The organism is Xanthomonas arboricola (assembly GCF_003353015.1).
In the GTDB taxonomy this organism is placed as follows: Bacteria; Pseudomonadota; Gammaproteobacteria; order Xanthomonadales; family Xanthomonadaceae; genus Xanthomonas; species Xanthomonas arboricola_E.
In genome coordinates this window covers 536,697-557,435 of record NZ_QREM01000010.1, presented here as the reverse complement: position 1 = coordinate 557,435, position 20,739 = coordinate 536,697, and the positions used below count along the sequence as shown (strand labels likewise).

Genomic DNA, 20,739 nt, shown 5'->3' with positions numbered 1-20,739 from the left:
TGTGTTCGGTAGGCGGCAGCCGCGTCCCGATCTGGCCGGACAGTGTCATCGGCATGAAGGCACTGCCGGCAGCATTGGTGCATCGCCCGATGCATTCACCGCGGCATCCGTGACACCCTTGCGTTCGAATCGAACGCAGACAGAGCCACGGCCCGATGCGCACCGAAAAACACAAGATGCTGGCAGGCGAGCTCTACAACGCTGCCGATGATGAGCTGCAGACCGACCAGGCGGCCGCGGCCGACTGGATGGCGCGCTACAACGCCAGCGCCGCGCAGCCGTCTGCCCAACGGCACGCGCTGCTGGTCGAGCGCTTGGCCGAGGTGGGTGCAGGCGCGGTGATCCGCCCGCCGTTTCATTGCGACTACGGCTACAACATTCGCCTGGGCGCCGGCGTGTTCCTCAACTTCAACTGCGTGATCCTGGATGTCTGCGAGGTCAGCATCGGCGAGGGCACGCAGGTGGGCCCGGCGGTGCAGTTCTATGCCGCCGACCATCCGCGCGACGCGGCAGGACGCGCCAGCGGGCTGGAGTTCGGGCGACCGATCCGGATCGGGCGTAACGTGTGGATCGGCGGCGGTGCGATCATCCTGCCGGGCGTGTGCATCGGCGATGATGCGGTGATCGGTGCCGGTGCGGTGGTCACCCGCGATGTGCCGGCCGGCGCGACCGCGCTGGGCAATCCGGCGCGTGGACGCGTACGTCGCGACGCTGCCGATGCGGCGCCAACCGATTGAGTATTGGAGCAACTCCCGTGGCGGCATTGATGCGGATCAAGGCGCGTGCCGCAGCGGACTGTCAGACTGATTCCACCGGCAGCCAGGCCGGTCATCCAGGGAGGTCACCATGTACAAACGTATCCTGATCGCCATCGATGCGTCCGAGTTGTCGCATCGCGGTTTGTTCCAAGGCCTGGAGTTGGCCAAGGCCACCGGTGCCAAGGTGGATATCGTCACCGTGTCCGAGCCGTGGGCGATGGGCATGTACGACGCGATGGGCTGGAGCGTGGGCTACGAGGCAAGTCCGGAGTACCGCAAGGAACGCGAAGCCGCCGCAGAGAAGATCCTGCGCCCGGCGCTGGAGCTGGCAGCCGCGGCCAATATCAAGGCCGCCTCGCGCCACGTGCTGGACCGCTTCGCCGCCGAAGGCATCGTGCAGACCGCCAAGGAGTGCGACAGCGACCTGATCATCATGACCTCGCACGGCCGCCGCGGCATGCGCCGCGTGCTGCTCGGCAGCCAGACGGTGGAAGTGCTCACGCACAGTTCGATTCCGGTGCTGGTGATCCGCTGATCGCCGGATGACATGTTGCGCAGGCTCACCTGCCGCGCATCGCGCGTTCAAGCCGCATCTTCTCTCGTAGGAGCGCGCCCGAGCGCGACGAGGCGTTACCGGTGATGCCTCGTCGCGCTCGGGCGCGCTCCTACACCGGTTCCGGGTCAGCGCTCGGTCGGCCTGGGCCGGGCGGCAACGTGGCCGTTCGGCCTTGCAAGACGCCATGCCGCTCCGGGATGCAGCAGGAGCGCCGGGCGTGCAGNTCCGGGTCAGCGCTCGGTCGGCCTGGGCCGGGCGGCAACGTGGCCGTTCGGCCTTGCAAGACGCCATGCCGCTCCGGGATGCAGCAGGAGCGCCGGGCGTGCAGGCGGCGTCGCAGCCGGCGCCATCCTTCGGCGTGCCGAGACACGCGGACCCTCTCGTCTGCCGTCAACCACACGCGGCGCAGGCTCACCTGCCGCACATCGCGCGTCCAAGCCGCATCTTGTTTCGTAGGAGCGCGCCCGAGCGCGACGAAGCGTTACCGGTGATGCCTCGTCGCGCTCAGGCGCGCTCCTACACCNATCGCGCGTCCAAGCCGCATCTTGTTTCGTAGGAGCGCGCCCGAGCGCGACGAAGCGTTACCGGTGATGCCTCGTCGCGCTCAGGCGCGCTCCTACACCCGGTCCGGATGACCCTCCGGGGTGCAGCAGGAGTGCTGGATATGCAGACGGTGTCGCAGCCGGCGCCATCCTCCGGCGTACCGAAACACGCGGACCCTCTCGTCTGCCGTCAACCACACGCGGCGCAGGCTCACGTGGCGCGCATCGCGCGTTCGAGCCGCACCTTCTCTCGTAGGAGCGCGNGTCAACCACACGCGGCGCAGGCTCACGTGGCGCGCATCGCGCGTTCGAGCCGCACCTTCTCTCGTAGGAGCGCGCCCGAGCGCGACGAAGCGTTACCGGTAATGCCTCGTCGCGCTCAGGCGCGCTCCTACACCGGATCCGGGTCAGCGCTCGGTCGGCCTGGGCCGGGCGGCAACGTGGCCGTTCGGCCTTGCAAGACGCCATGCCGCTCCGGGATGCAGCAGGAGCGCCGGGCGTGCAGACGGTGTCGCCCCCGCCGCCATCCTTCGGCGTGCCGANTCCGGGTCAGCGCTCGGTCGGCCTGGGCCGGGCGGCAACGTGGCCGTTCGGCCTTGCAAGACGCCATGCCGCTCCGGGATGCAGCAGGAGCGCCGGGCGTGCAGACGGTGTCGCACCCGCCGCCATCCTTCGGCGTGCCGAGACACGCGGACCCTCTCGTCTGCCGTCAACCACACGCGGCGCAGGCTCACGTGGCGCGCATCGCGCGTTCGAGCCGCACCTTCTCTCGTAGGAGCGCGCCCGAGCGCGACGAAGCGTTACCGGTGATGCCTCGTCGCGCTCAGGCGCGCTCCTACACCGGGTCCGGATGACGCTCCGGGAGGCAGCAGGAGTGCTGGGCGTGCAGACGGTGTCGCACCCGCCGCCATCCTTCGGCGTGCCGAGACACCCGGACCCTCCCGTTCGCCATCAGCCACACGCGGCTGACCTCTCCGGAGCCAACGCCTGGAGACTCGCCATGTCTAAGCTCCGAGATTCCGGATTCCGGATCCCCGAATCCCAAATCCCGAATCCCGAATCCCGAATCCCGAATCCCGAATCACCAGCTATACAGCTTCCAGTACACCTTGTTGACCTTGTCCTTCTCCGCATCGGTATGCCCGTCGTGATCGCGGTCGTACAGGAAGTAGGGCGACCCGCGTGCAGGCGTCACCCGCACCATTTCCAGCTGGCCATTGACGCGGTACTCGTCGACCTTGTCGCCGTTGCCCATGGTCTTGCTGGTGACATCCGCGCCGGCTGGCACATCGCCGACCGCACCGCTGGTGGCGCAGCCGCCGAGCAGCAGCAACGGCAGCAGCAAAAGACTCGCTCTGATCATCGTCGTCATCCGTTCTAGGTCGTCGGCCAGTATGCGCCGGCAAGGTGTCGCGTGGGTGTGCAGCGTAGAATTGGCGGATGAGCAGATTAGTCCTGATCGACGGGTCCAGTTACCTGTACCGCGCGTTCCACGCGCTTCCGCCGCTGACCAATGCCCAGGGCGAGCCCACCGGCGCCTTGTTCGGCGTGGTCAACATGCTGCGCGCCACCCTGAAGGAGCGCCCGGCCTATGTGGCGTTCGTGGTGGATGCGCCGGGCAAGACCTTCCGCGATGACCTGTATGCCGACTACAAGGCCAATCGCCCGTCGATGCCCGACGACCTGCGCGCGCAGGTGCAGCCGATGTGCGACATCGTGCATGCGCTGGGCATCGACATCCTGCGCATCGATGGCGTGGAAGCCGACGATGTGATCGGCACGCTGGCCCTGCAGGCCGCCGCCGACGGCCTGAGCGTGACCATCTCCACCGGCGACAAGGACTTTGCCCAGCTGGTGCGTCCGGGCATCGAACTGGTCAACACCATGAGCGGCAGCCGCATGGATTCGGAGGCGGCGGTGATCGCCAAGTTCGGCGTGCGCCCCGACCAGATCGTCGACCTGCTGGCGCTGATGGGGGACACCGTCGACAACGTGCCCGGCGTGGAAAAGTGCGGCCCCAAGACCGCCGCCAAATGGCTGGCCGAATACGACTCGCTCGATGGCGTGATCGCCAACGCCGACCGGATCAAGGGCAAGATCGGCGACAACCTGCGCGCCGCATTGCCGCGGCTGCCGCTCAACCGCGAGCTGGTCACCATCAAGACCGACGTGACCCTGGCCAGTGGTCCGCGCGCGCTGGACCTGCGCGAGCCCAACCCCGAGACGCTGGCGGTGCTGTACGCCCGCTACGGCTTCACCCAGGCGCTGCGCGAACTCGGCGGCGCGGCCGGCCTGACGACCGAGTCGATGGCACTCGGCGCCGCCGCAGCCAGCGCCCGCACCGAACCCGGCCGCGCCCGCGGCACCGGCTTCGTGTCCGGCCCGGTCAGCGCCCCGGTGGAGGTGGACCCGGCCCTGTCGGCGCTGGGCCAGTACGAGACCATCCTGACCCAGCAACAGCTGGACAGCTGGATCGCGCGCCTGCGCGCCGCCGGCCAGTTCGCCTTCGATACCGAAACCGACAGCCTGGATCCGCTGCAGGCCGACCTGATCGGCCTGAGCGTGGCCGCCGAGCCCGGCCAGGCGGCGTATCTGCCGTTCGGCCACAACTTTCCCGGCGCCCCGGCCCAGCTCGACCGCGCCCAGGCGCTGGCGCAGCTGGCGCCGCTGCTCACCGACCCGGCGGTACGCAAGCTCGGCCAGCACGGCAAGTACGACCTGCATGTGATGCGCCGCCATGGCATCGCCCTGGCCGGCTACAGCGACGACACCCTGCTGGAAAGCTTCGTGCTCAATTCCGGCAGCGCCCGCCACGACATGGACAGCCTGGCCAAGCGCTACCTGGGCTACGACACGGTCAAGTACGAGGACGTCTGCGGCAAGGGCGCCAAGCAGATCCCGTTCGCCCAGATCAGCCTGGAGGACGCCACCCGCTACGCCGCCGAAGACGCCGACATCACCCTGCGCCTGCACCAGGTGCTCGGCCCCAGGCTGGCCGCAGAACCCGGCCTGGAGCAGGTCTACCGCGAGATCGAGATGCCGCTGGTGGAAGTGCTCGCCCGCATCGAGGCCAACGGCGTGTGCGTGGACGCGGCCGAACTGCGCCGCCAGAGCGCGGACCTGTCCAAGCGCATGCTCGCCGCCCAGCAGAAGGCCACCGAGCTGGCCGGGCGCAGCTTCAACCTGGACTCGCCCAAGCAGCTGCAGGCGCTGCTGTTCGACGAGCTCAAGCTCCCCGCGGTGGTCAAGACGCCCAAGGGCCAGCCCTCGACCAACGAAGAGGCGCTGGAGGCCATCGCCGACCAGCACGAGCTGCCGCGGGTGATCCTGGAATACCGCGGCCTGACCAAGCTGCGCAGCACTTACACCGACAAGCTGCCGGAGATGATCCACCCGCAGTCCGGGCGCGTGCACACCAGCTACCACCAGGCCGGTGCGGCCACCGGGCGGCTGTCCTCGTCCGATCCGAACCTGCAGAACATCCCGATCCGCACCGACGACGGCCGCCGCATCCGCCGCGCCTTCGTCGCCCCGGCCGGGCGCAAGCTGATCGCCTGCGACTACTCGCAGATCGAACTGCGCATCATGGCCCACCTGTCCGGCGACCCCGGCCTGGTCGGCGCGTTCGAGTCCGGTGCCGACGTGCACCGCGCCACCGCCGCCGAGGTGTTCGGCCGCACCATCGACACCGTCAGCAATGATGAGCGCCGCGCCGCCAAGGCGATCAACTTCGGCCTGATGTACGGCATGAGCGCATTCGGCCTGGCCCGCCAGCTCGGCATCGGCCGTGGCGAGGCGCAGGACTACATCGCGCTGTACTTCAGCCGTTACCCGGGCGTGCGCGACTTCATGGAGACCACCCGCCAGCAGGCGCGCGACAAGGGCTACGTGGAGACGGTGTTCGGTCGCCGGCTGTACCTGGACTTCATCAATGCCGGCAGCCAGGGCCAGCGCGCCGGCGCCGAGCGCGCCGCCATCAATGCGCCGATGCAGGGCACCGCCGCCGACATCATCAAGCGCGCCATGGTCAGCGTGGACGGCTGGATTGCCGACCACGCGCAGCGCGCGCTGATGATCCTGCAGGTGCACGACGAACTGGTGTTCGAAGCCGACACCGATTTCGTCGACACGCTGCTGAGCGAGGTCACCACGCGCATGTCGGCCGCTGCTCAATTACGCGTGCCGCTGGTGGTCGACTCGGGGATTGGCGACAACTGGGATGAGGCCCACTGACGCAGCGAATGATGCCGATATGCTGAATGCGTAGACCAGACATAATACGAATTAAGTCCGCGCCGATGGAATGAATAACCGCTAAATTCTACATTTTTTTAACAGGTATCTTCACGATCCATCAATGTAGAAAATGGTGTTATATCCCTCGACGGGCGCAACGCCTGTCGGCAGATCTCTCCCATCCCCTGGAGCAGATCTCGGAACGGAAGCTACTCCCCAAGCGTCCGTTCCCTGGCCCCGCCGACCTCCCCCTGGTCTGCGGGGCTTTTTATTTCCACGCCCTGCGTTATTTTTTTGCCGTGCAACATAACCGGTTCATCGCAGTGCGCGATTCACCGGTGGCGTTGGCAATCACAAATTTAAATTGGCGGAATTAATTCAAGCAGGCAACACAGCGTTGCATCGCCGTCGGTTTTTCAATCGGCGGACTTATCCGAGCCAGTCCCGCGGTACCAGATAGTCCATCAGCCGCGCTTCGGCGCTGCCCGGCTCCGGCGTAAAGCCGTATTCCCAGCGCACCTGCGGGGGCAGGCTCATCAGGATGCTTTCGGCCCGCCCGCCACTTTGCAGGCCGAACAACGTGCCGCGGTCGTAGACCAGGTTGAATTCCACATAGCGGCCACGGCGGTAGAGCTGGAACTCGCGCTCGCGTTCGCCGTAGGGCGTGTCCTTGCGACGCTCGACGATCGGCAGGTAGGCATCCAGGAAGCCGTCGCCGACCGCACGCTGGTAGGCGAAGTCGCGTTCGAAGTCCTGACCCAGGTCGTCGAAGAACAGCCCGCCCACGCCACGGGTCTCGTTGCGATGACGCAGGAAGAAATACTCGTCGCACCAGCGCTTGTGCGCGGCATAGCGCTCCTCGCCGAACGGCGCGCACAGGGCCTGCGCGGTGCGGTGCCAGTGCAGCACGTCCTCGTCGACCGGATAGAACGGGGTCAGGTCGAAGCCGCCGCCAAACCAGGCCGCCACCACTTGGCCATCGCGCTCGGCGCGGAAGTAGCGCACGTTGGCGTGGGTGGTGGGGACATGCGGATTGTGCGGATGGAACACCAGCGACACGCCACAGGCGCGCCACGTCGCCCCGGCCAGCTCGGGCCGATGCGCACTGGCCGAAGGCGGCAGGCGCGAGCCGGACACATCGGAAAACCCGATGCCGGCCTGCTCGAACACCGCGCCATCGCGCAGGATGCGGGTGCGTCCGCCTCCGCCTTCCTCGCGTTGCCATAGGTCTTCGGCAAAACGCGCGCTGCCATCGATGGCTTCCACGGCAGCGCAGATACGATCCTGCAGGCCGGTCAAATAATCGCGTACACGGTCGAATTCGTTCATGCCACGATTCTAAGCGCTGCATCGCGCTTCTTGCAGTCGGGCAAACGCGCCCGTTTGTCGCAGGGCGAGGCGCCGTGTCGTGTGGGCATCGTTCGCATGAGCGACCAGGCTTTGCCGGGTTGGCTCATCCCAACATCCGCAGGCCAGCTTCAACCGGCGATCATGCCTTGCGCGAGGCCGTAAATTCGGCGCGCACCGCGGGCGTGCACAGCCGCCATGCCAGCACCGCGTGGAGACAGCCGATTGCCACCACGCCCAGGCCTGTCAGCAGCAGCGCCGCCTGGCGTGTTGCCTGCAGGCGTGCCTGCAGCTGCGGCCACTCGGGGCTGTGCAGGACGTCGGCCGGCAGCATCGCCTGCACGCCCTCGAACACCGGTCCGATCAACGCCAGGCCGCCGACATTGAGCAGCGCGGTCACCAGCAACACCATCACGAATCCGACCCGCGCCCACTCGCGTCGTTGCAGCAAGGCCCAGCTCAACCATGCGAAGGCGACCGACAGCAGCACGCCCATGACCGACAAGGACACGGCATGATCGATCAGCCACTGCAACGAGGCGGGCAGGGCGATCCCCTCGGGCAAGCCCAGCGCCGCCGCATCGGGCATCAGCACGATCATGGCGATCTGCAGCAGGTTGGACATCGCACTGACGACGCCCAGCAACAAGGACACCCACGCCAGCGGCGTGACGAAGCCGCCGCGTGGTCGGGAAGCCGGTGCCGGCATGCTCATTGCAGCGATGCGATATGGGCGGCCACGGCGGCCTGGCCGGGAGGATCCAGTGATGGCTGCAGTTGCGCATACCAACCCGGCAGCGCCTCGGCCGGCAGGCATTGGCGCAACAACGGTGTGCTGCGCTCCAGGAAGGCCTCGAGGAAGGGCAGCCCGCGCACGTAGAGGAAGTGGCTGTCGGTGATCGACATTCCGGCGTAGGCCTCGCGCAACCACTCCAGATGCGGCAACGCGTGTGCGCCGTGCCCGGCGCGGGTCAGCGCGGTGAGGAAGCTGGTGCGTGCGGTGGCCGGCGAGGTGGAGCGCTCCTGCGCGTTCAGATCGTCGAACGTCAGCAACCACTGCTCGCCACGATCGATCTCGTTGCACATCACCGCGGTGGTCGCCAACTGCAGTGCGTTGTGTGCGGTGGGCTCCAGCTCGTACAGCGCCAGCCAATAGGGATACGCTTCGTGGTAACGGTCCAGCGCGCTCAATGCCAGGGCACAGAGTCGCTGCGCATCCGCACCGGCCTGCAACTGCGCTTGCGCTGCGTTATAGGCGCCCACGTGATCGCCGCGCTGAAACGCCGTCAGCGCCGGCTGCAGTGCGGGGTCGATTTCTGCAGCTGCCGCGTCGGCATTGTCGGCAGGCGCCGTCGCTGCGGTGGGTTCTGCACGTGGCGGCTTCGCCACGGCGGTCTTGCGTCCAAACAAACGGTCCCACAGGCCCATCGCGTCTACCTTGTGTGCGCCAGCAAGAGTGGAAGGTCGCTGCCAGGCCGGCGGCGCACCGGTCCTGCGGCAGACCGGTGCAGAGGGCCAACCCACGAACCATCTGCCGGTCCTGCATCAAGCTTAGAGCCACTTGCGTAGGGAGAGGTGAGTGCAACGCAACCAGCCTGCGTGCTGGCTACGCGATGCGTTGCATCCGCTCGGATCTGCGCAGCCGGTTGTCTCCTGCGGCGATCGCTTCCTGACGTGGCGGCGGAACCGATCGCCCACCACAAACGTCAAACGCGCATCTGTGACGTCGCCAGCGACGTGGCGCCTGGAAATGCTGCGCTCGCACCGCAGCCATCCGTGGATGTCGGTGCCGGCAACGCCCGTCTCGCAACGGGCGCAGTGCGGCGGTCAGCGCTGCGGCTTCACCTGCTCATCGAACAGCTTGAGGATGCGCTTGTACTCGTCCAGCCACGAATCGGCACGGGTGAAGCCGTGGCGTTCCAGCGGATACGGCGCCACCTGCCAGTTGTCCTTGTGCAGCTCCATCAACTTCTGGGTCATGTCGACCGAGTCCTTGAAGAACACGTTGTCGTCGATCATGCCGTGCGCGATCAGCAGATGGTCGCGCAACCCGTCGGCATAGTTGATCGGCGACGAGGTCTTGTACGCGTCGGGGTCGAGCTCGGGCGTATTGAGGATGTTGGAGGTGTACTCGTGGTTGTACTGCATCCAGTCGCCGACCGGACGCAGCGCCGCGCCGGCCTTGAACGTGCCGGGGCTGCGGAACAGCGCCATGTAGGTCATGAAGCCGCCGTACGAGCCGCCGTAGATGCCGGCGCGTGCACGGTCGCCCTGCTTGGTGTCGACCAGCCACTCCAGCCCGTCCAGGTAGTCTTCCAGCTCCGGATGGCCCATGTTGCGGTAGATCGCGGTGCGCCAGTCGCGGCCGTAGCCCTCCGAGGCACGGTAGTCCAGGTCCAGCACGATGTAGCCCTGCTGCACCAGCAGGTTGTGGAACATCTGCTCGCGGAAATACGGCGTGTAGCGCTGCGAGACGTTCTGCAGGTAGCCGGCGCCATGCACGAACATCACGATCGGATACTGCTTGCCGGGCTCGGGGTTCTGCGGCCCGTAGTACTTGCCCCAGACCGTGCCGGCGCCATGCTTGGACGGCACCTGCACGTACTGCGGCGCGATCCACGGCTGCGCCTTGAAGGCCGGCGTGCGGGTGTCGGTGAGCAGCGTGGCCTTGCCGCCCGCGGCCGGCACCACCGCCAGCTGCGGTGGCAGGTAGCTGCCGGAATAGCGCACCAGCACCTGCTGGCCGTTCGGCGACAGGCTGAAGCCTTCCACGCCATTCAACGCAGTGACTTCGGTGAGCTGGTCGTTGCGCAGATCCAGCTTGCACACCTCGTAATCGCCCGGCCATTTCTGGTTGCACAGAAAGTACATGCTGTTGCCGTCGGCGCCGGCCACCGGCATCGAGACTTCCCATTTGCCGCGCGTGCGCTGGCGCGGCTTGCCGTTGCCTTCCACGGTGTACAGCTGCGAATAGCCGGATTCTTCCGACAGCAGCCACAGCGTGCGGTTGTCGGGCAGCCAGCCGAAATCGTTGAAGTCCCAGTTGATCCAGGCGCTGTCGCTCAGGCGATGCCGCGGGAGCAGCTTGGCCGCGTCCAGATCCACGCTGGCGATCCAGCGATCCTTGTTGTCCACCGCGCGGATTTCCACCGCCACGTTGCGGCCATCGTCGCTCCAGTGCACCGCCGGGCCGCTGCCGTCGCCATCGCTTTCCACGCGCACGGCGCGGTTGCCCTTGAGCGGATCTTTCCTGGCGGCCTTGCGCAACGCGGCCAGCGGATCGGTGGCAATGCCCGGCAGGGTGTCGAACGACAGCGGTCTTGCCGTGCCGGCGCTGACATCGACCAGCCACAGCGCATGCGCCACCGGCAGGTTGCGACCGACGCGGGTGCGCACTTCCTGGAATTCCTCGTAACCGGATTCGGTCACGTACCTGGGCATCTTGCCGGCCTGGCCTTCTTCGGCGTTCTTGGCCTGGGTGACCACCAGCAGATGGCGGCCGTCCGGCGACAACGCGCTGTCGACGATTTCCACCTCGTCGCCCAGATACACCGGTGCCGCCGCACGGGTGGCGTCGGCGCGGCGCCAGGCGTCTTCCTGGGTGCGCAAGGCATCGCGCTGCTCACGGTCGCGCCGCAGCGTGGCCAGGGTGGCCAGTTGCTGTTCGCGCAACACGTCGGCCTTGGGCGCAGCGTCGGGATCGCGCTCGGCCTTGACCACCGCAACCTGCGCGGTGCCGGCGTCGGCGCGCCAGTGGTACCAGTTGTTGCCCGCGCGCCAGATCGCACCGCCATCGCTGGCGAACTGCGGCCGCGATTCGACCTCGTTGCTGCGGGTCAGCTGGGTCAGCGCGCCGGAGCGCAGGTCGCGCAGGAAGATGTCGCCATTGCGCGCAAACAGCATGCGCTGACGGGTTGCGTCGTAGCTCGGGTTCTCCGCGTCCAGGCCGGCGCGTGCGTTGTCGGCCACGCGTTCGGCGCCGCCGCCGGTGCCCTGGCGGTAGGTGTCGCGCACCGGGGAACCCTCGCGCTTGAGCAGGTATTGCACCTGTTTGCCGTCCCACTGCCACCAGGCGCGGTCCACCGACGGCCCGATCCAGTCCGGATCGGCCATCACCTGTTCGATGGTGAGCGGCGTGGCGGACTGCGCATGCGCGGTGACAGCCAGCAACAACAGGGACAGCGGCAACAATCTGGGCATCGGCAACAACTGGACGCAGCGAGGAGCGGACAAGCCTAGCAGCTCGCTTCCATCGGGGGCTTGGGCCACAGGTCATGTGCGCAGGAGAGCGCGTGTGTCATCGAACGGGCGAGCCATCGGCGAATGGCGGACGCGACCGTTTGCGGCGCGCGCCTGTCTGCCGATGTCGGTGCATCCACGCGATGCATTCCACGCGCGTAGCGCGCCAGCGGCGAGGTGGCGTCTGCGTCACGCACGGCTGCGCACCGCTTGCGCGCCGCGGCCAACCCCGCGCAGCCGGAGATCGCCCGACTTGCCAGCAGCGCAGGTGGCGGCCAAGCTAGCGCGCTTTTGCGATTGTCGGTTCCCATGTCCAGCCTGCCTGTTCCTGCCGTTTTCCACCCGATGGCCGTCGGCGCGCCCGGCCGGCCGCTGGCCTGGCGCGCAGGGCAGTCGGTCGATCTGGCCACCTTCATCGCGCACGTGCATGGCCTGGCGCAGCAGCTGCCGGACGGTCGCCACGCGGTGAACCTGTGCGAGGACCGCTATCGCTTCATGGTCGCGTTCTATGCCTGCGCGCTGCGCGGCCAGGTGTCGCTGTTGCCGTCCTCGCGCGCACCGGCCGTGGTCGGCGAAGTGCAGGCGCGGCATGCCGATGCGTACTGCCTGGGCGATCTGGCGCTGGAGCTGGCGCCGCCGCGCTACTGGCAGTTGCCGGCCGAGTTGCCGCAGGCCGCGGGCCCGATCCCGCAACTGGCCGACGATGCCCTGGTGGCCATCGGCTTTACCTCCGGCAGCACCGGCAGCCCGCAACCCAACCCCAAGACCTGGGGCAGCTTCCTGACCAGCACGCGCCAGGACCTGGTCGCGCTGCAAAGCCTGTGGGCGCACACCGACGCGGTGCCGCACGTGGTTGCCACGGTGCCGCCGCAGCACATGTACGGCATGGAATTGTCGGTCCTGCTGCCGATGGTGAGCGCGCTTGCGGTGCATGCCGGCCGCCCGTTCTTCCCGGACGATGTGGCGCGCGCGCTGGCCGATGTTCCCGCCCCGCGCGTGCTGGTGACCACGCCGGTGCACCTGCGCGCGCTGGTGGAATCGGGCGTGGCGTTGCCGCCGCTGGTCGGCATCGTCTCGGCCACCGCGCCGTTGGCGCAGGACGTGGCCGCTGCCGCCGAGGCGCGCTTTGGCGGCGAGGTACGCGAGATGTTCGGTTCCACCGAAACCTGCGTGTTCGCCGTGCGTCGCACTGCGCTGGAAGCGGCGTGGACACCACTGCCCGGCGTGCGCCTGGAAACGCAGGCCGCCGGCACGCTGGTGCACGCACCGCATCTGGCCACGCCGGTGCTGCTGGCCGACATGATGGACGTTGCAGACGACGGCCGCTTCCAGGTGCGCGGGCGGCAGGCCGATCTGCTGGAAATCGCCGGCAAGCGCGCCTCGCTGGCCGATCTGACCCGTCGCCTGCTGGCCATCCCCGGCGTCGTCGATGGCACCGTCGTGCAACTCGCGCCCGACCCCGGCCAGGCGGTCGGGCGCATCGCCGCACTGGTGGTCGCCCCGACCCTGGACGAGGCGCAGATCCTCGCCGCCCTGCGCGTCAGCGTCGACCCGGTGTTCCTGCCGCGCCGCCTGCGCAAACTCGCCGCCCTGCCACGCAACGAAACCGGCAAGCTGCCACGCGATGTGGTGCTGGGTTTGCTCAACGGCTGAGTGATACTGCGCATAGTGCTCAGGAGAGGTCGAAGTGGAGAAAGGACGTCTGGCCGCCGCGCTCACAATTGCAGTCTGCCTGGGAGGCTTGTTTGTACTGTTGTCCAGCGGAATTGTCCCCAAAGACACCGCTAAGTCGACGACTGTATCTACAGCCTCGCCCGCGCAACCGTCAGCACCGCCAAAGCGCGATTGGACTTCAACGCCACTGCCGCCGCAGGGTACGCCGCTGCGCAGCGTTTTTGCCGATTTACGCCGCCGCGCCGAGATGGGTGATCCTCGCGCGGCCTGCCGATTGGCAGCGGAGTCACAGAGGTGTGAGAATGTTCATGAGCAAGTCGCCTCGTACGACGAGCAATTGTGGAAGCTCAAGCAGGCTGGACGTACTGCGAGTGCATCCGCACGAGCCGGCTTGTCGTCCAATGAGACATCGCTAGAAGCGACTGGCGATAGTCTGCTGAATCAAGTAAAGGACTGCGAAGGCGCTCCGCAACTTTCGTCCGCAGAGCGTGTAGCCCTGTGGCGGCAGGGCGCTCTGGCAGGGCAGCCTGCGGCCTTGGCAAACTACTCAGTGGGCAACGCATTCAAATTCCGCGAGCTGCTCGAAGTAGCTCCGCAGTTGGAGCGTTATCGTCGCGAGGCGGAAGGCATGGCATTGCAGGCTGCCGCAAAGGGAGATCTACGGACATCGCTCGTCTTGGCCGCGGCATACTCGCCTCGTCGCGACAGTGGAGATCGTGTTTTTCTGGCGCAAGTCGTAAAGCCGGATATCTCGCGTTCGCTGGCGCTTTATCGGCGTGGAGGGCAGCTGTTACCTGCCAACTCTCCTGCACAGACCCGCAGTGTCATCGACGACAACATCGCCTGGCTTCAGCAGCGGGCGAGTCCTGCGGAGCTGGCGCGTGCCGACGCACTGGCTGGGCAATGGTCACGCGAGTGGTCATCCGTAGTGGCAAACACGCCGGCAGAGCTTATCGTGGAGGCCGATGGGGGCGTTGCGAGCATGGGGCCAGCGCGATGCAGCCAATGACTCACCCATGCACCCCGTCGATCTCCACCGCCAGCTCGTCGCGGCAGATCACCGCGTGCAGCAGCAGGCGCGGCACCGCATCGCCGAAGCGGGCGTCCAGGGCCTGCGCGACCCTGGGCAGGTCGTCCTGCTCGCGCACGTAGACCTTCAGGCGGGTGCCGGCACCGAACTGCGCGGGCAGGGCCGGGGCGTGCTGGCGGGCGGCGCCGAGCAGGGCGTCGAAGTTGGCGAAGGTTTCTTCCAGCTGCGCCAGCAGCTGGCCGGTGTGCATCGAGGCATGCCCGACCACGGCGGCGGTGCCCGACAGCAGCAGCGGCATGTCGCTGCCGGCCGGCGGCAGCATGGCGCGCGCGAAACTCGGCGGCTGCGGGCCGTACTGGCGCGGGTAGTTGTAGGCGCTGACCTGGCGCGGATTCTCCAGCGGGGTGCCGGCATCGGCGGCGGCCAGCCAGTAGATCTGGATGATGCGCTCGGCATCGCAGCGGCCCACCGCGGTGGCGGCCGGCAGCTGCGCAGTGTCGAAGGCGCCCAGGCCGCGCGCACGGCCCACGCAGAACTGCCGGTAGCGTTCGCGGTCGCCGCTGCCCAGGGTGATGGCGTCCAGATAGTTCCAGATACGCAGCAGGCGCGGCGTCTGGCTGCCGGTGACGAAGGCGGTGATTTCCGCATAGGCCCTGGCGGCGGCGGCTTCGATATCGACATCCTGCTCGTCGATTTCGATCACGCCGAACTGCAGGCGGCCGTCGCTGGCCCAGGCGATGTTGCCATCGCGCCCGCTGTGGACCGCCGCGTCGCTGCGCCACACTTCCAGCACGTCGGCCCGATAGGGCTGCAGCGGCACGCGCAGGTAGCGCGGATCGTCCAGGCGCGGCGCCGCAGTGCCGAAGCCGAACACGGCCAGCACCTGCGGGTCGGCCAGCACGGCGGATGGATCGGTCTGGTCGACATAGTCGACCTGCAGGCGGGGATGGCGCACGCTGTGCGTGGTCTGGGCCTGGAAAGCGGTCATCGCGTATCTCGTTGTTGCGTATCGCGTTGCAAGGTGTCGCCGTCGAAGCCGAGCGTGGCCTGACGTCGGCGTTGGCGCCAGGACTGCCAGGCGCGCGGCATCATCGACAAGGTGGTCAGTGCATAGATGGCGCGGAACGCGCGCAGGCGCAGGCGTACCCTGGGGCTGTCGAACACATCGCCGGCCAGCATCGCCACCACCGCCTGCTCGATCTGCCAGGTGTTTTGCGGTTGCGCGAACAGGGCGCGCATGGTCGGCGAAGTGAAGCGGTAGATGAACCACTTGAACTCGTCCACGCCGCGCCGGAGTTCGCGCTGCAAGGCGCGCTGCAGTTTCGCCTCGTGCTGCGGCATGCGCAGGGCCTGGTCCACCATCGCCGCACCGCGTTCGGCGCTGTGCATGGCCAGGAACACGCCCGACGAAAACATCGGGTCGACGAAGGTGTAGGCATCGCCCAGCATCAACCAGCGCGGGCCGGACATGCGCGTGCATTCGTAGGCGTAGTTGCCGGTGGCATGCACCGGGGCCACGCGTTCGGCGCCGAGCATGCGCGCGTTGAGCTCGGCATTGAGCGCGAGCGTGCGCATGAAGAAGCCTTCGCTGTCGCCCTTGCGGGTCTTCATGTATTCCGGGTAGCAGACCGCGCCCACGCTCATGATGTCGTCCGGCAACGGAATCAGCCACATCCAGCCATGCGCGTGGCGGTAGATGCTGATGTTGCCGGCATCCTCGCCCGGCCGGCGCGTCACGCCGCGGAAGTGGCTGAACAACGCGGCCGATTGATGCCTGGCATTGGCACGCTTGAGCTTGAAGCGGTTGCCCAGGAAGGTGTCGCGGCCGCTGGCATCGAGCAGGTAGCGCGGGCGGAACCGCTGCACGCCCGCCACGCCCTGCGCCTGCAGCACCGGCTGCTGCCCGTCGAACTCGACCGTCTCGACCTTGACCTGATCGCGCGCATCCACGCCCACCGCCCGCGCGCGCTCGAACAGCACCTGGTCGAACTGCGCACGCGGCACCTGGAAGGCGAAATCGGCCTTGGCGTCCAGCGCATGCGAAAAACGGAAGGTGTTGTAGCCGCCGCTGCCGTTGGGGAAGTCCGCGCCGCGCTTGAGCACGCCGATGCCGCGCACCTGCTCGAGCACGCCCAGGCGTTGGAGGATCGGCATGTTCATCGGCAGCAGCGACTCGCCGATATGGAAGCGCGGATGCTGCGCCTTCTCCAGCAAGGTCACCTGCCAGCCCTGCCGGGCCAGCGCGATGGCCGCCGTACAGCCGGCCGGCCCGCCGCCGATGATCAGGACATCCGGGCACTCGGGTCCGGGAGCCGGCCCGGCTGCCGGCATGGCGGTCGGGGTGGGGCGAACAGCAGTGGAAGTCATCCTGGAACGAACCTGCAGCGGGCGAGCGTCATGCAGTCATGATAGCCTGACCGGCGGCCCGGACAGGTATGCGGCGGCCGGACGCAGTTGCGGAACGAGCGACCCCATCGACAATGCGGCCGCAAGGCCGGCATGGCGAGCGCTCGGAACCGGCTGGCGCGGCACCGTACACTGTCCGTGGTTCCGCAGCATCGCCCATGCCGACCCGACGGTCGTCTGCGACGCTGCGGTGGTTGTCCTGAAATTTCGCTCTGAACTCTGTCGCCCGACCCTCACCTGGAAGCTCCCTGGATGTCCTCGCAAACCGCTGCCGAACGTGAACTGGCCGAACTCCTGGTCGAAAGCCTGAACCTGGAAGACGTCCAGCCCGCCGACATCGATCCGGAGGCGCCGTTGTTCAACACCGGGCTGGGACTGGATTCGATCGACGCGCTGGAACTGGCGCTGGCGATCAGCAAGCGCTATGGCTTCCAGCTGCGCTCGGACAATGACGAGAACCGTCGCATCTTCGCGTCGCTGCGCGCATTGTCGGCGCATGTCCAAGCCAACAAGACCGTCTGACCTGCCAACTGCAGCGCCTGCCGATGCGCCCCCGTGGGTGCTGGGGCTGGGCGTGCTGCTGGCGGTGGCGTACTCGCCGCTGGCGCATTGGGCCAATGCCAGCCATCGCCCGGACCTGGCCGTCGTCGCCGGCGGCTTGCTGGTGCTGATGGTGCTGATCGAACCGATGGTCGCGCGCCGCGCGTGGGCCTGGGCACTGGCCGGGCTGACCCTGGTCGGCCTGAGCGCGTTGTGGCATTCGCCGTACGCGATGCTGCTGCTGGCCGCGCCGCCGGTGGTGTTCACCGGCTGGATCGCGTGGTTCTTCGGGCGCAGCCTGCGCCGCGGACGCACGCCGTTGATCACGCGCATCGTCGAAGGGCTGTATCGCCAGGCCGGCATGCCGATCACTCCGGCGCAATACCGCTATACGCGTCGTCTCACCCTGGCCTGGGCGCTGCTGCTGTGCGCGCTGACCCTGGTCAACCTGGTGCTGGGCCTGTGCGCCGAGCCCAGTGGCGTGCTGGCGCAACTGGGCTACGCCTCGCCGCTGCCGATCAGCGATGCGCGTGCGTCGTTGTTCGCCAATCTGCTCGCGTACGGGGTGGTTGGCGGGTTCTTCGTGGGCGAATATCTCTTGCGTGGCCGCTGGTTTCCACAGCGCCCCTATCGTAATCTGCCAGACTTCCTGCGCCAGATGGCGCGGCTTGGGCCGGAATTCTGGCGCGATCTACTGCGCTGAGTGCGTGGCCAGGGGCAGCGACGTACGTGTACATTTTCGGGGACAAGACAAAAATGCCGTTGGCAAGGATGCCGTCGCGCCTGGCGTGGGCCGTGTTCAACCTGCTGCAACTGGCCTTCACGCTGACGTTTACCGCTGGCGGAATCGTCTATGCCCTGGTGTTGCTGGCGATCACGCGCGATGCCGACCGCCTGCTGCGCATGGGTGCCTGGATGTGGTCGCCGGTGCTGTTTCGCGGCGCCGGTGCCCGGGTGATCGTGGAAGGCCGCGAGCGCGTGGACTGGTCCAGGAACTATCTGTTCGTCAGCAACCATCAGTCGATCATCGATATCTGCGCATTGTTCTACGCCTTGCCGGTGCCGCTGCGGTTCCTGCTCAAGGACGAAATGCTCAAGGTGCCGTTCGTGAACTGGTATGCACGGGCCACCGGCATGCTGTTCCTGGACCGCGACAGCCGTCGATCCGGGGCGATGGTGCGTCGGCAGGCGGCGGCACTGCTGCGCGAGGGCAAACAGTTGTGTCTGTTTCCCGAAGGCACCCGCAGCCGCAGCGGCGCATTATTGCCATTCAAGGCCGGGCTGTTGCAGGCCGCTATCGATGCTGGTGTGCAGGTGGTGCCGGTGGCGGTGGACGGCTGCGGCAAGGTGCTGCCGGTGGAGGGTGTGTTCAGGGTGCGCCCGGGCATCATCCGTGTGCGTATCGGCGATCCGATCCCGGTGACCGGGCCGGATGCGCCGGACCGCCAGCAATTGACCGAGCAGGCACATGACGCCGTGGCTGCGATGCTTCAACCCAGGATTTGAGTTACCCGCTTATGGATTTCGTCGTACCGCATGATCATCCCTGCCTGCCCGGGCATTTTCCGGGGCGTCCCGTGGTGCCCGGCGTGGTCGTGCTCGACCATGTGCTGCAGGCGGTGGAAGCGCTGCATGGCCCGCGCGCTGCGGCACGGCTGCCGCAGGTGAAGTTCGTGCAGCCGTTGCTGCCCGGTCAGACGGCATCGGTGACGCTGGACGGCACCGGCCCGCGCTGGCGCTTTCGCGTGCAGCGCGCCGACGAGCTGCTGGTCAGCGGCGAACTGGTGGCGGAGGCGGCGCGATGAGCAGCCAGTGGAAGCAACGTCCCGAAGGCGGTGGACGTTTCGCGCTGTGGCTGATCCGCGGCATCGCCCAGCACGCCGGACGCACGGTGGGGCGCGCGCTGCTGTACCCGATCACGCTGTACTTCCTGCTGGTGCGTGCGCCCGAGCGCAGCGCCTCGCGTGCCTATCTGGCACGGGTGCTGGAACGCCCGGCCACGCTGCGCGATGTGGCGCGGCATATCCACACCTTCGCCTCGACGATTCTGGACCGCGTGTACATGCTGTGCGGGCAGATGCAGCGCTTCCGGGTCGACATCACCGGGCTGGACCAGCTGCATACGCAGATGGACCGCGGCCGCGGCGTGCTGATCTTCGGTTCGCACCTGGGCAGTTTCGATGCGCTGCGCGTGCTGGCCACCGAGCGGCCGGACGTGCAGGTCAAGGTGGTGCTGGACAAAGCGCACAACCGCGCCATGACCGAGCTGCTGGGCGCGCTGAATCCGCAGCTGGCGGCCAACATCATCGATGCCGGGATGGACGCGACCTCGATCGTCATGGCGATCAAGGACGCCACCGACGCCGGTGCGCTGGTCGCGCTGCTGATCGACCGCCCGCGCGAGGGCGACCCGGCGTTGCCGGCGATGTTCCTTGGCCGCAACGCGATGTTCCCGACCTCGCCGTGGCTGATCGCCGCCGCGCTCAAGGTGCCGGTGGTGCTGGCGTTCGGCCTGTATCGCGGCGGCAACCACTACGAGCTTGCGTTCGAGACCTTCAGCGAAGGCCTGGACGTGCCGCGCCGCCAGCGCGCACCGGTGCTGGCGGTACTCATGCGCGATTACGCGGCCAGGCTGGAACATTACACACGCTACGCGCCGTACAACTGGTTCAACTTCTACGATTTCTGGAACACCCACCATGCCGATGTGCCGCACCCTGCCGTGGATGCTGATACTGCTGTTCAGCGCCGCACCGCTATGCGCCGCACCGCCTGAGGCGCTGGACGTGGGCCAGGTGCTGCAGCGCCTGGCACGCCCCGCACCGGTCAGTACCGAGTTCGTCGAACTGCGTGGTTCGGCCCTGCTGAAGACGCCGCTGCGCGTGCAGGGCCACTACCGGCGTCCGGACGCGCAGACGCTGGTGCGCGAGGTCAGCGCGCCGTATCGCGAGACCACCACGCTGCAGGGCGACGAAGGCGTGCTGGAACGCGAAGGCAAGGCGCCGCGGCGTTTTGCGCTGAGCCGCGTGCCCGAGCTGGCCGGCTTGAAGTCCGGCTTCGGCGCATTGCTGGCCGGCGACCGCGCGCTGCTGGAACAGCAGTACCGCATCAGCGGGCAGGGCCAGCTGCACGCCTGGGCACTGACCCTGCAGCCCAGGGACGCTGCTGTCGCCAGGCAGGTCCGCGAGTTGCGGCTGTACGGGCGCAACGACGAACTGCGCTGCATCGAAAGCCTGCCGGTGAAAGGCGATGTGCAGCGCACCCTGCTGGCCGGAGCCGCACGTGACGCTGCGGCAGTCAACGACGCGGCAGCCTTGACCACGCTCTGCCACGGCCCGGGCGCGTGACCACGCGTGGGCTGGTGTCGCCGGCCGCCGTCAGCCACAACCCACTGCTCGCGTCCCCCCAGAC

General features: G+C 67.6%; 18 protein-coding genes. 11 read left to right on the top strand and 7 right to left on the bottom strand.

The genetic code is table 11. The features are described from left to right. The first annotated feature begins 155 nt into the window (after nt 1-155). Nucleotides 156-737 carry a sugar O-acetyltransferase gene (locus C0541_RS19875; RefSeq protein WP_115051080.1) on the top strand — a complete coding sequence of 194 codons (582 nt, stop codon included), beginning with the start codon at nt 156-158 and terminating at the stop codon, nt 735-737. Nucleotides 738-846: 109 nt separating this feature from the next. After that, the gene (locus C0541_RS19870; protein WP_115051079.1) at nt 847-1,293 is read left to right on the top strand and encodes a universal stress protein; all 447 of its coding nucleotides are present in this window, start codon (nt 847-849) and stop codon (nt 1,291-1,293) included. A 1,644-nt stretch (nt 1,294-2,937) separates the two neighbouring features. Here the strand turns inward: C0541_RS19870 and C0541_RS19865 are convergent. Beyond that, the gene (locus C0541_RS19865; RefSeq protein WP_115051192.1) at nt 2,938-3,219 is read right to left on the bottom strand and encodes a DUF2782 domain-containing protein; all 282 of its coding nucleotides are present in this window, start codon (nt 3,217-3,219) and stop codon (nt 2,938-2,940) included. 77 nt (nt 3,220-3,296) lie between these two features. On the opposite strand from C0541_RS19865, the gene polA reads away from it, so the two are divergent. After that, nucleotides 3,297-6,089, top strand: coding sequence for a DNA polymerase I (gene polA, locus C0541_RS19860; protein ID WP_115051078.1), 2,793 nt, complete (start codon nt 3,297-3,299; stop codon nt 6,087-6,089). 432 nt (nt 6,090-6,521) lie between these two features. On the opposite strand, the gene hemF is transcribed toward polA, so the two are convergent. From hemF to C0541_RS19840, 4 genes are all read right to left on the bottom strand, one after another. Next, nucleotides 6,522-7,421 (bottom strand): oxygen-dependent coproporphyrinogen oxidase, encoded by a 900-nt coding sequence (gene hemF / locus C0541_RS19855; protein WP_115051077.1) that lies wholly within the window; start codon nt 7,419-7,421, stop codon nt 6,522-6,524. A gap of 160 nt (nt 7,422-7,581) precedes the next feature. Beyond that, entirely contained in the window at nt 7,582-8,154 is a 573-nt protein-coding gene (locus C0541_RS19850) for a hypothetical protein (RefSeq protein WP_115051076.1), read from the bottom strand. Then, complete coding sequence (locus tag C0541_RS19845) at nt 8,151-8,867, bottom strand: hypothetical protein (protein WP_115051075.1); 717 nt, start codon at nt 8,865-8,867, stop codon at nt 8,151-8,153. The genes C0541_RS19850 and C0541_RS19845 overlap by 4 nt, the downstream gene beginning before the upstream one ends. A gap of 399 nt (nt 8,868-9,266) precedes the next feature. Further along, nucleotides 9,267-11,630: a S9 family peptidase gene (locus tag C0541_RS19840; RefSeq protein WP_161960189.1), complete on the bottom strand. Its 2,364-nt coding sequence runs from the start codon at nt 11,628-11,630 to the stop codon at nt 9,267-9,269. Between the two features lie 357 nt (nt 11,631-11,987). On the opposite strand from C0541_RS19840, the gene C0541_RS19835 reads away from it, so the two are divergent. Continuing rightward, nucleotides 11,988-13,331: an AMP-binding protein gene (locus C0541_RS19835; RefSeq protein ID WP_193725971.1), complete on the top strand. Its 1,344-nt coding sequence runs from the start codon at nt 11,988-11,990 to the stop codon at nt 13,329-13,331. Nucleotides 13,332-13,365: 34 nt separating this feature from the next. Beyond that, a complete protein-coding gene (locus C0541_RS20805; protein WP_153065006.1) occupies nt 13,366-14,361 on the top strand; it encodes a hypothetical protein in 996 nt (331 codons plus the stop codon). Nucleotide 14,362: 1 nt separating this feature from the next. Here C0541_RS20805 and C0541_RS19830 read toward each other — a convergent pair whose 3' ends face one another. Together C0541_RS19830 and C0541_RS19825 are read right to left on the bottom strand one after the other, a co-directional pair. After that, nucleotides 14,363-15,370 (bottom strand): pteridine-dependent deoxygenase, encoded by a 1,008-nt coding sequence (locus C0541_RS19830; protein WP_161960171.1) that lies wholly within the window; start codon nt 15,368-15,370, stop codon nt 14,363-14,365. Continuing rightward, complete coding sequence (locus tag C0541_RS19825; RefSeq protein WP_115051072.1) at nt 15,367-16,713, bottom strand: NAD(P)/FAD-dependent oxidoreductase; 1,347 nt, start codon at nt 16,711-16,713, stop codon at nt 15,367-15,369. The genes C0541_RS19830 and C0541_RS19825 overlap by 4 nt, the downstream gene beginning before the upstream one ends. Before the next feature lie 327 nt (nt 16,714-17,040). Here C0541_RS19825 and xanC point away from each other — a divergent pair, with 327 nt between their 5' ends. The 6 genes from xanC to C0541_RS19795 all read left to right on the top strand — a co-directional run bounded on the left by xanC (nt 17,041) and on the right by C0541_RS19795 (nt 20,675). Further along, nucleotides 17,041-17,310 carry a xanthomonadin biosynthesis acyl carrier protein XanC gene (gene xanC / locus C0541_RS19820; protein ID WP_005914783.1) on the top strand — a complete coding sequence of 90 codons (270 nt, stop codon included), beginning with the start codon at nt 17,041-17,043 and terminating at the stop codon, nt 17,308-17,310. A gap of 37 nt (nt 17,311-17,347) precedes the next feature. Then, complete coding sequence (locus C0541_RS19815; protein ID WP_161960188.1) at nt 17,348-18,031, top strand: ketosynthase; 684 nt, start codon at nt 17,348-17,350, stop codon at nt 18,029-18,031. Nucleotides 18,032-18,084: 53 nt separating this feature from the next. Further along, entirely contained in the window at nt 18,085-18,834 is a 750-nt protein-coding gene (locus C0541_RS19810; RefSeq protein WP_115051070.1) for a lysophospholipid acyltransferase family protein, read from the top strand. A gap of 71 nt (nt 18,835-18,905) precedes the next feature. Next, complete coding sequence (locus tag C0541_RS19805; RefSeq protein WP_238601373.1) at nt 18,906-19,133, top strand: hypothetical protein; 228 nt, start codon at nt 18,906-18,908, stop codon at nt 19,131-19,133. Next, nucleotides 19,130-20,104 (top strand): acyltransferase, encoded by a 975-nt coding sequence (locus tag C0541_RS19800; protein ID WP_115051068.1) that lies wholly within the window; start codon nt 19,130-19,132, stop codon nt 20,102-20,104. The genes C0541_RS19805 and C0541_RS19800 overlap by 4 nt, the downstream gene beginning before the upstream one ends. Beyond that, complete coding sequence (locus C0541_RS19795) at nt 20,028-20,675, top strand: LolA-related protein (RefSeq protein WP_115051067.1); 648 nt, start codon at nt 20,028-20,030, stop codon at nt 20,673-20,675. Before C0541_RS19800 ends, C0541_RS19795 begins: the two co-directional genes overlap by 77 nt. Nucleotides 20,676-20,739 lie beyond the last annotated feature (64 nt).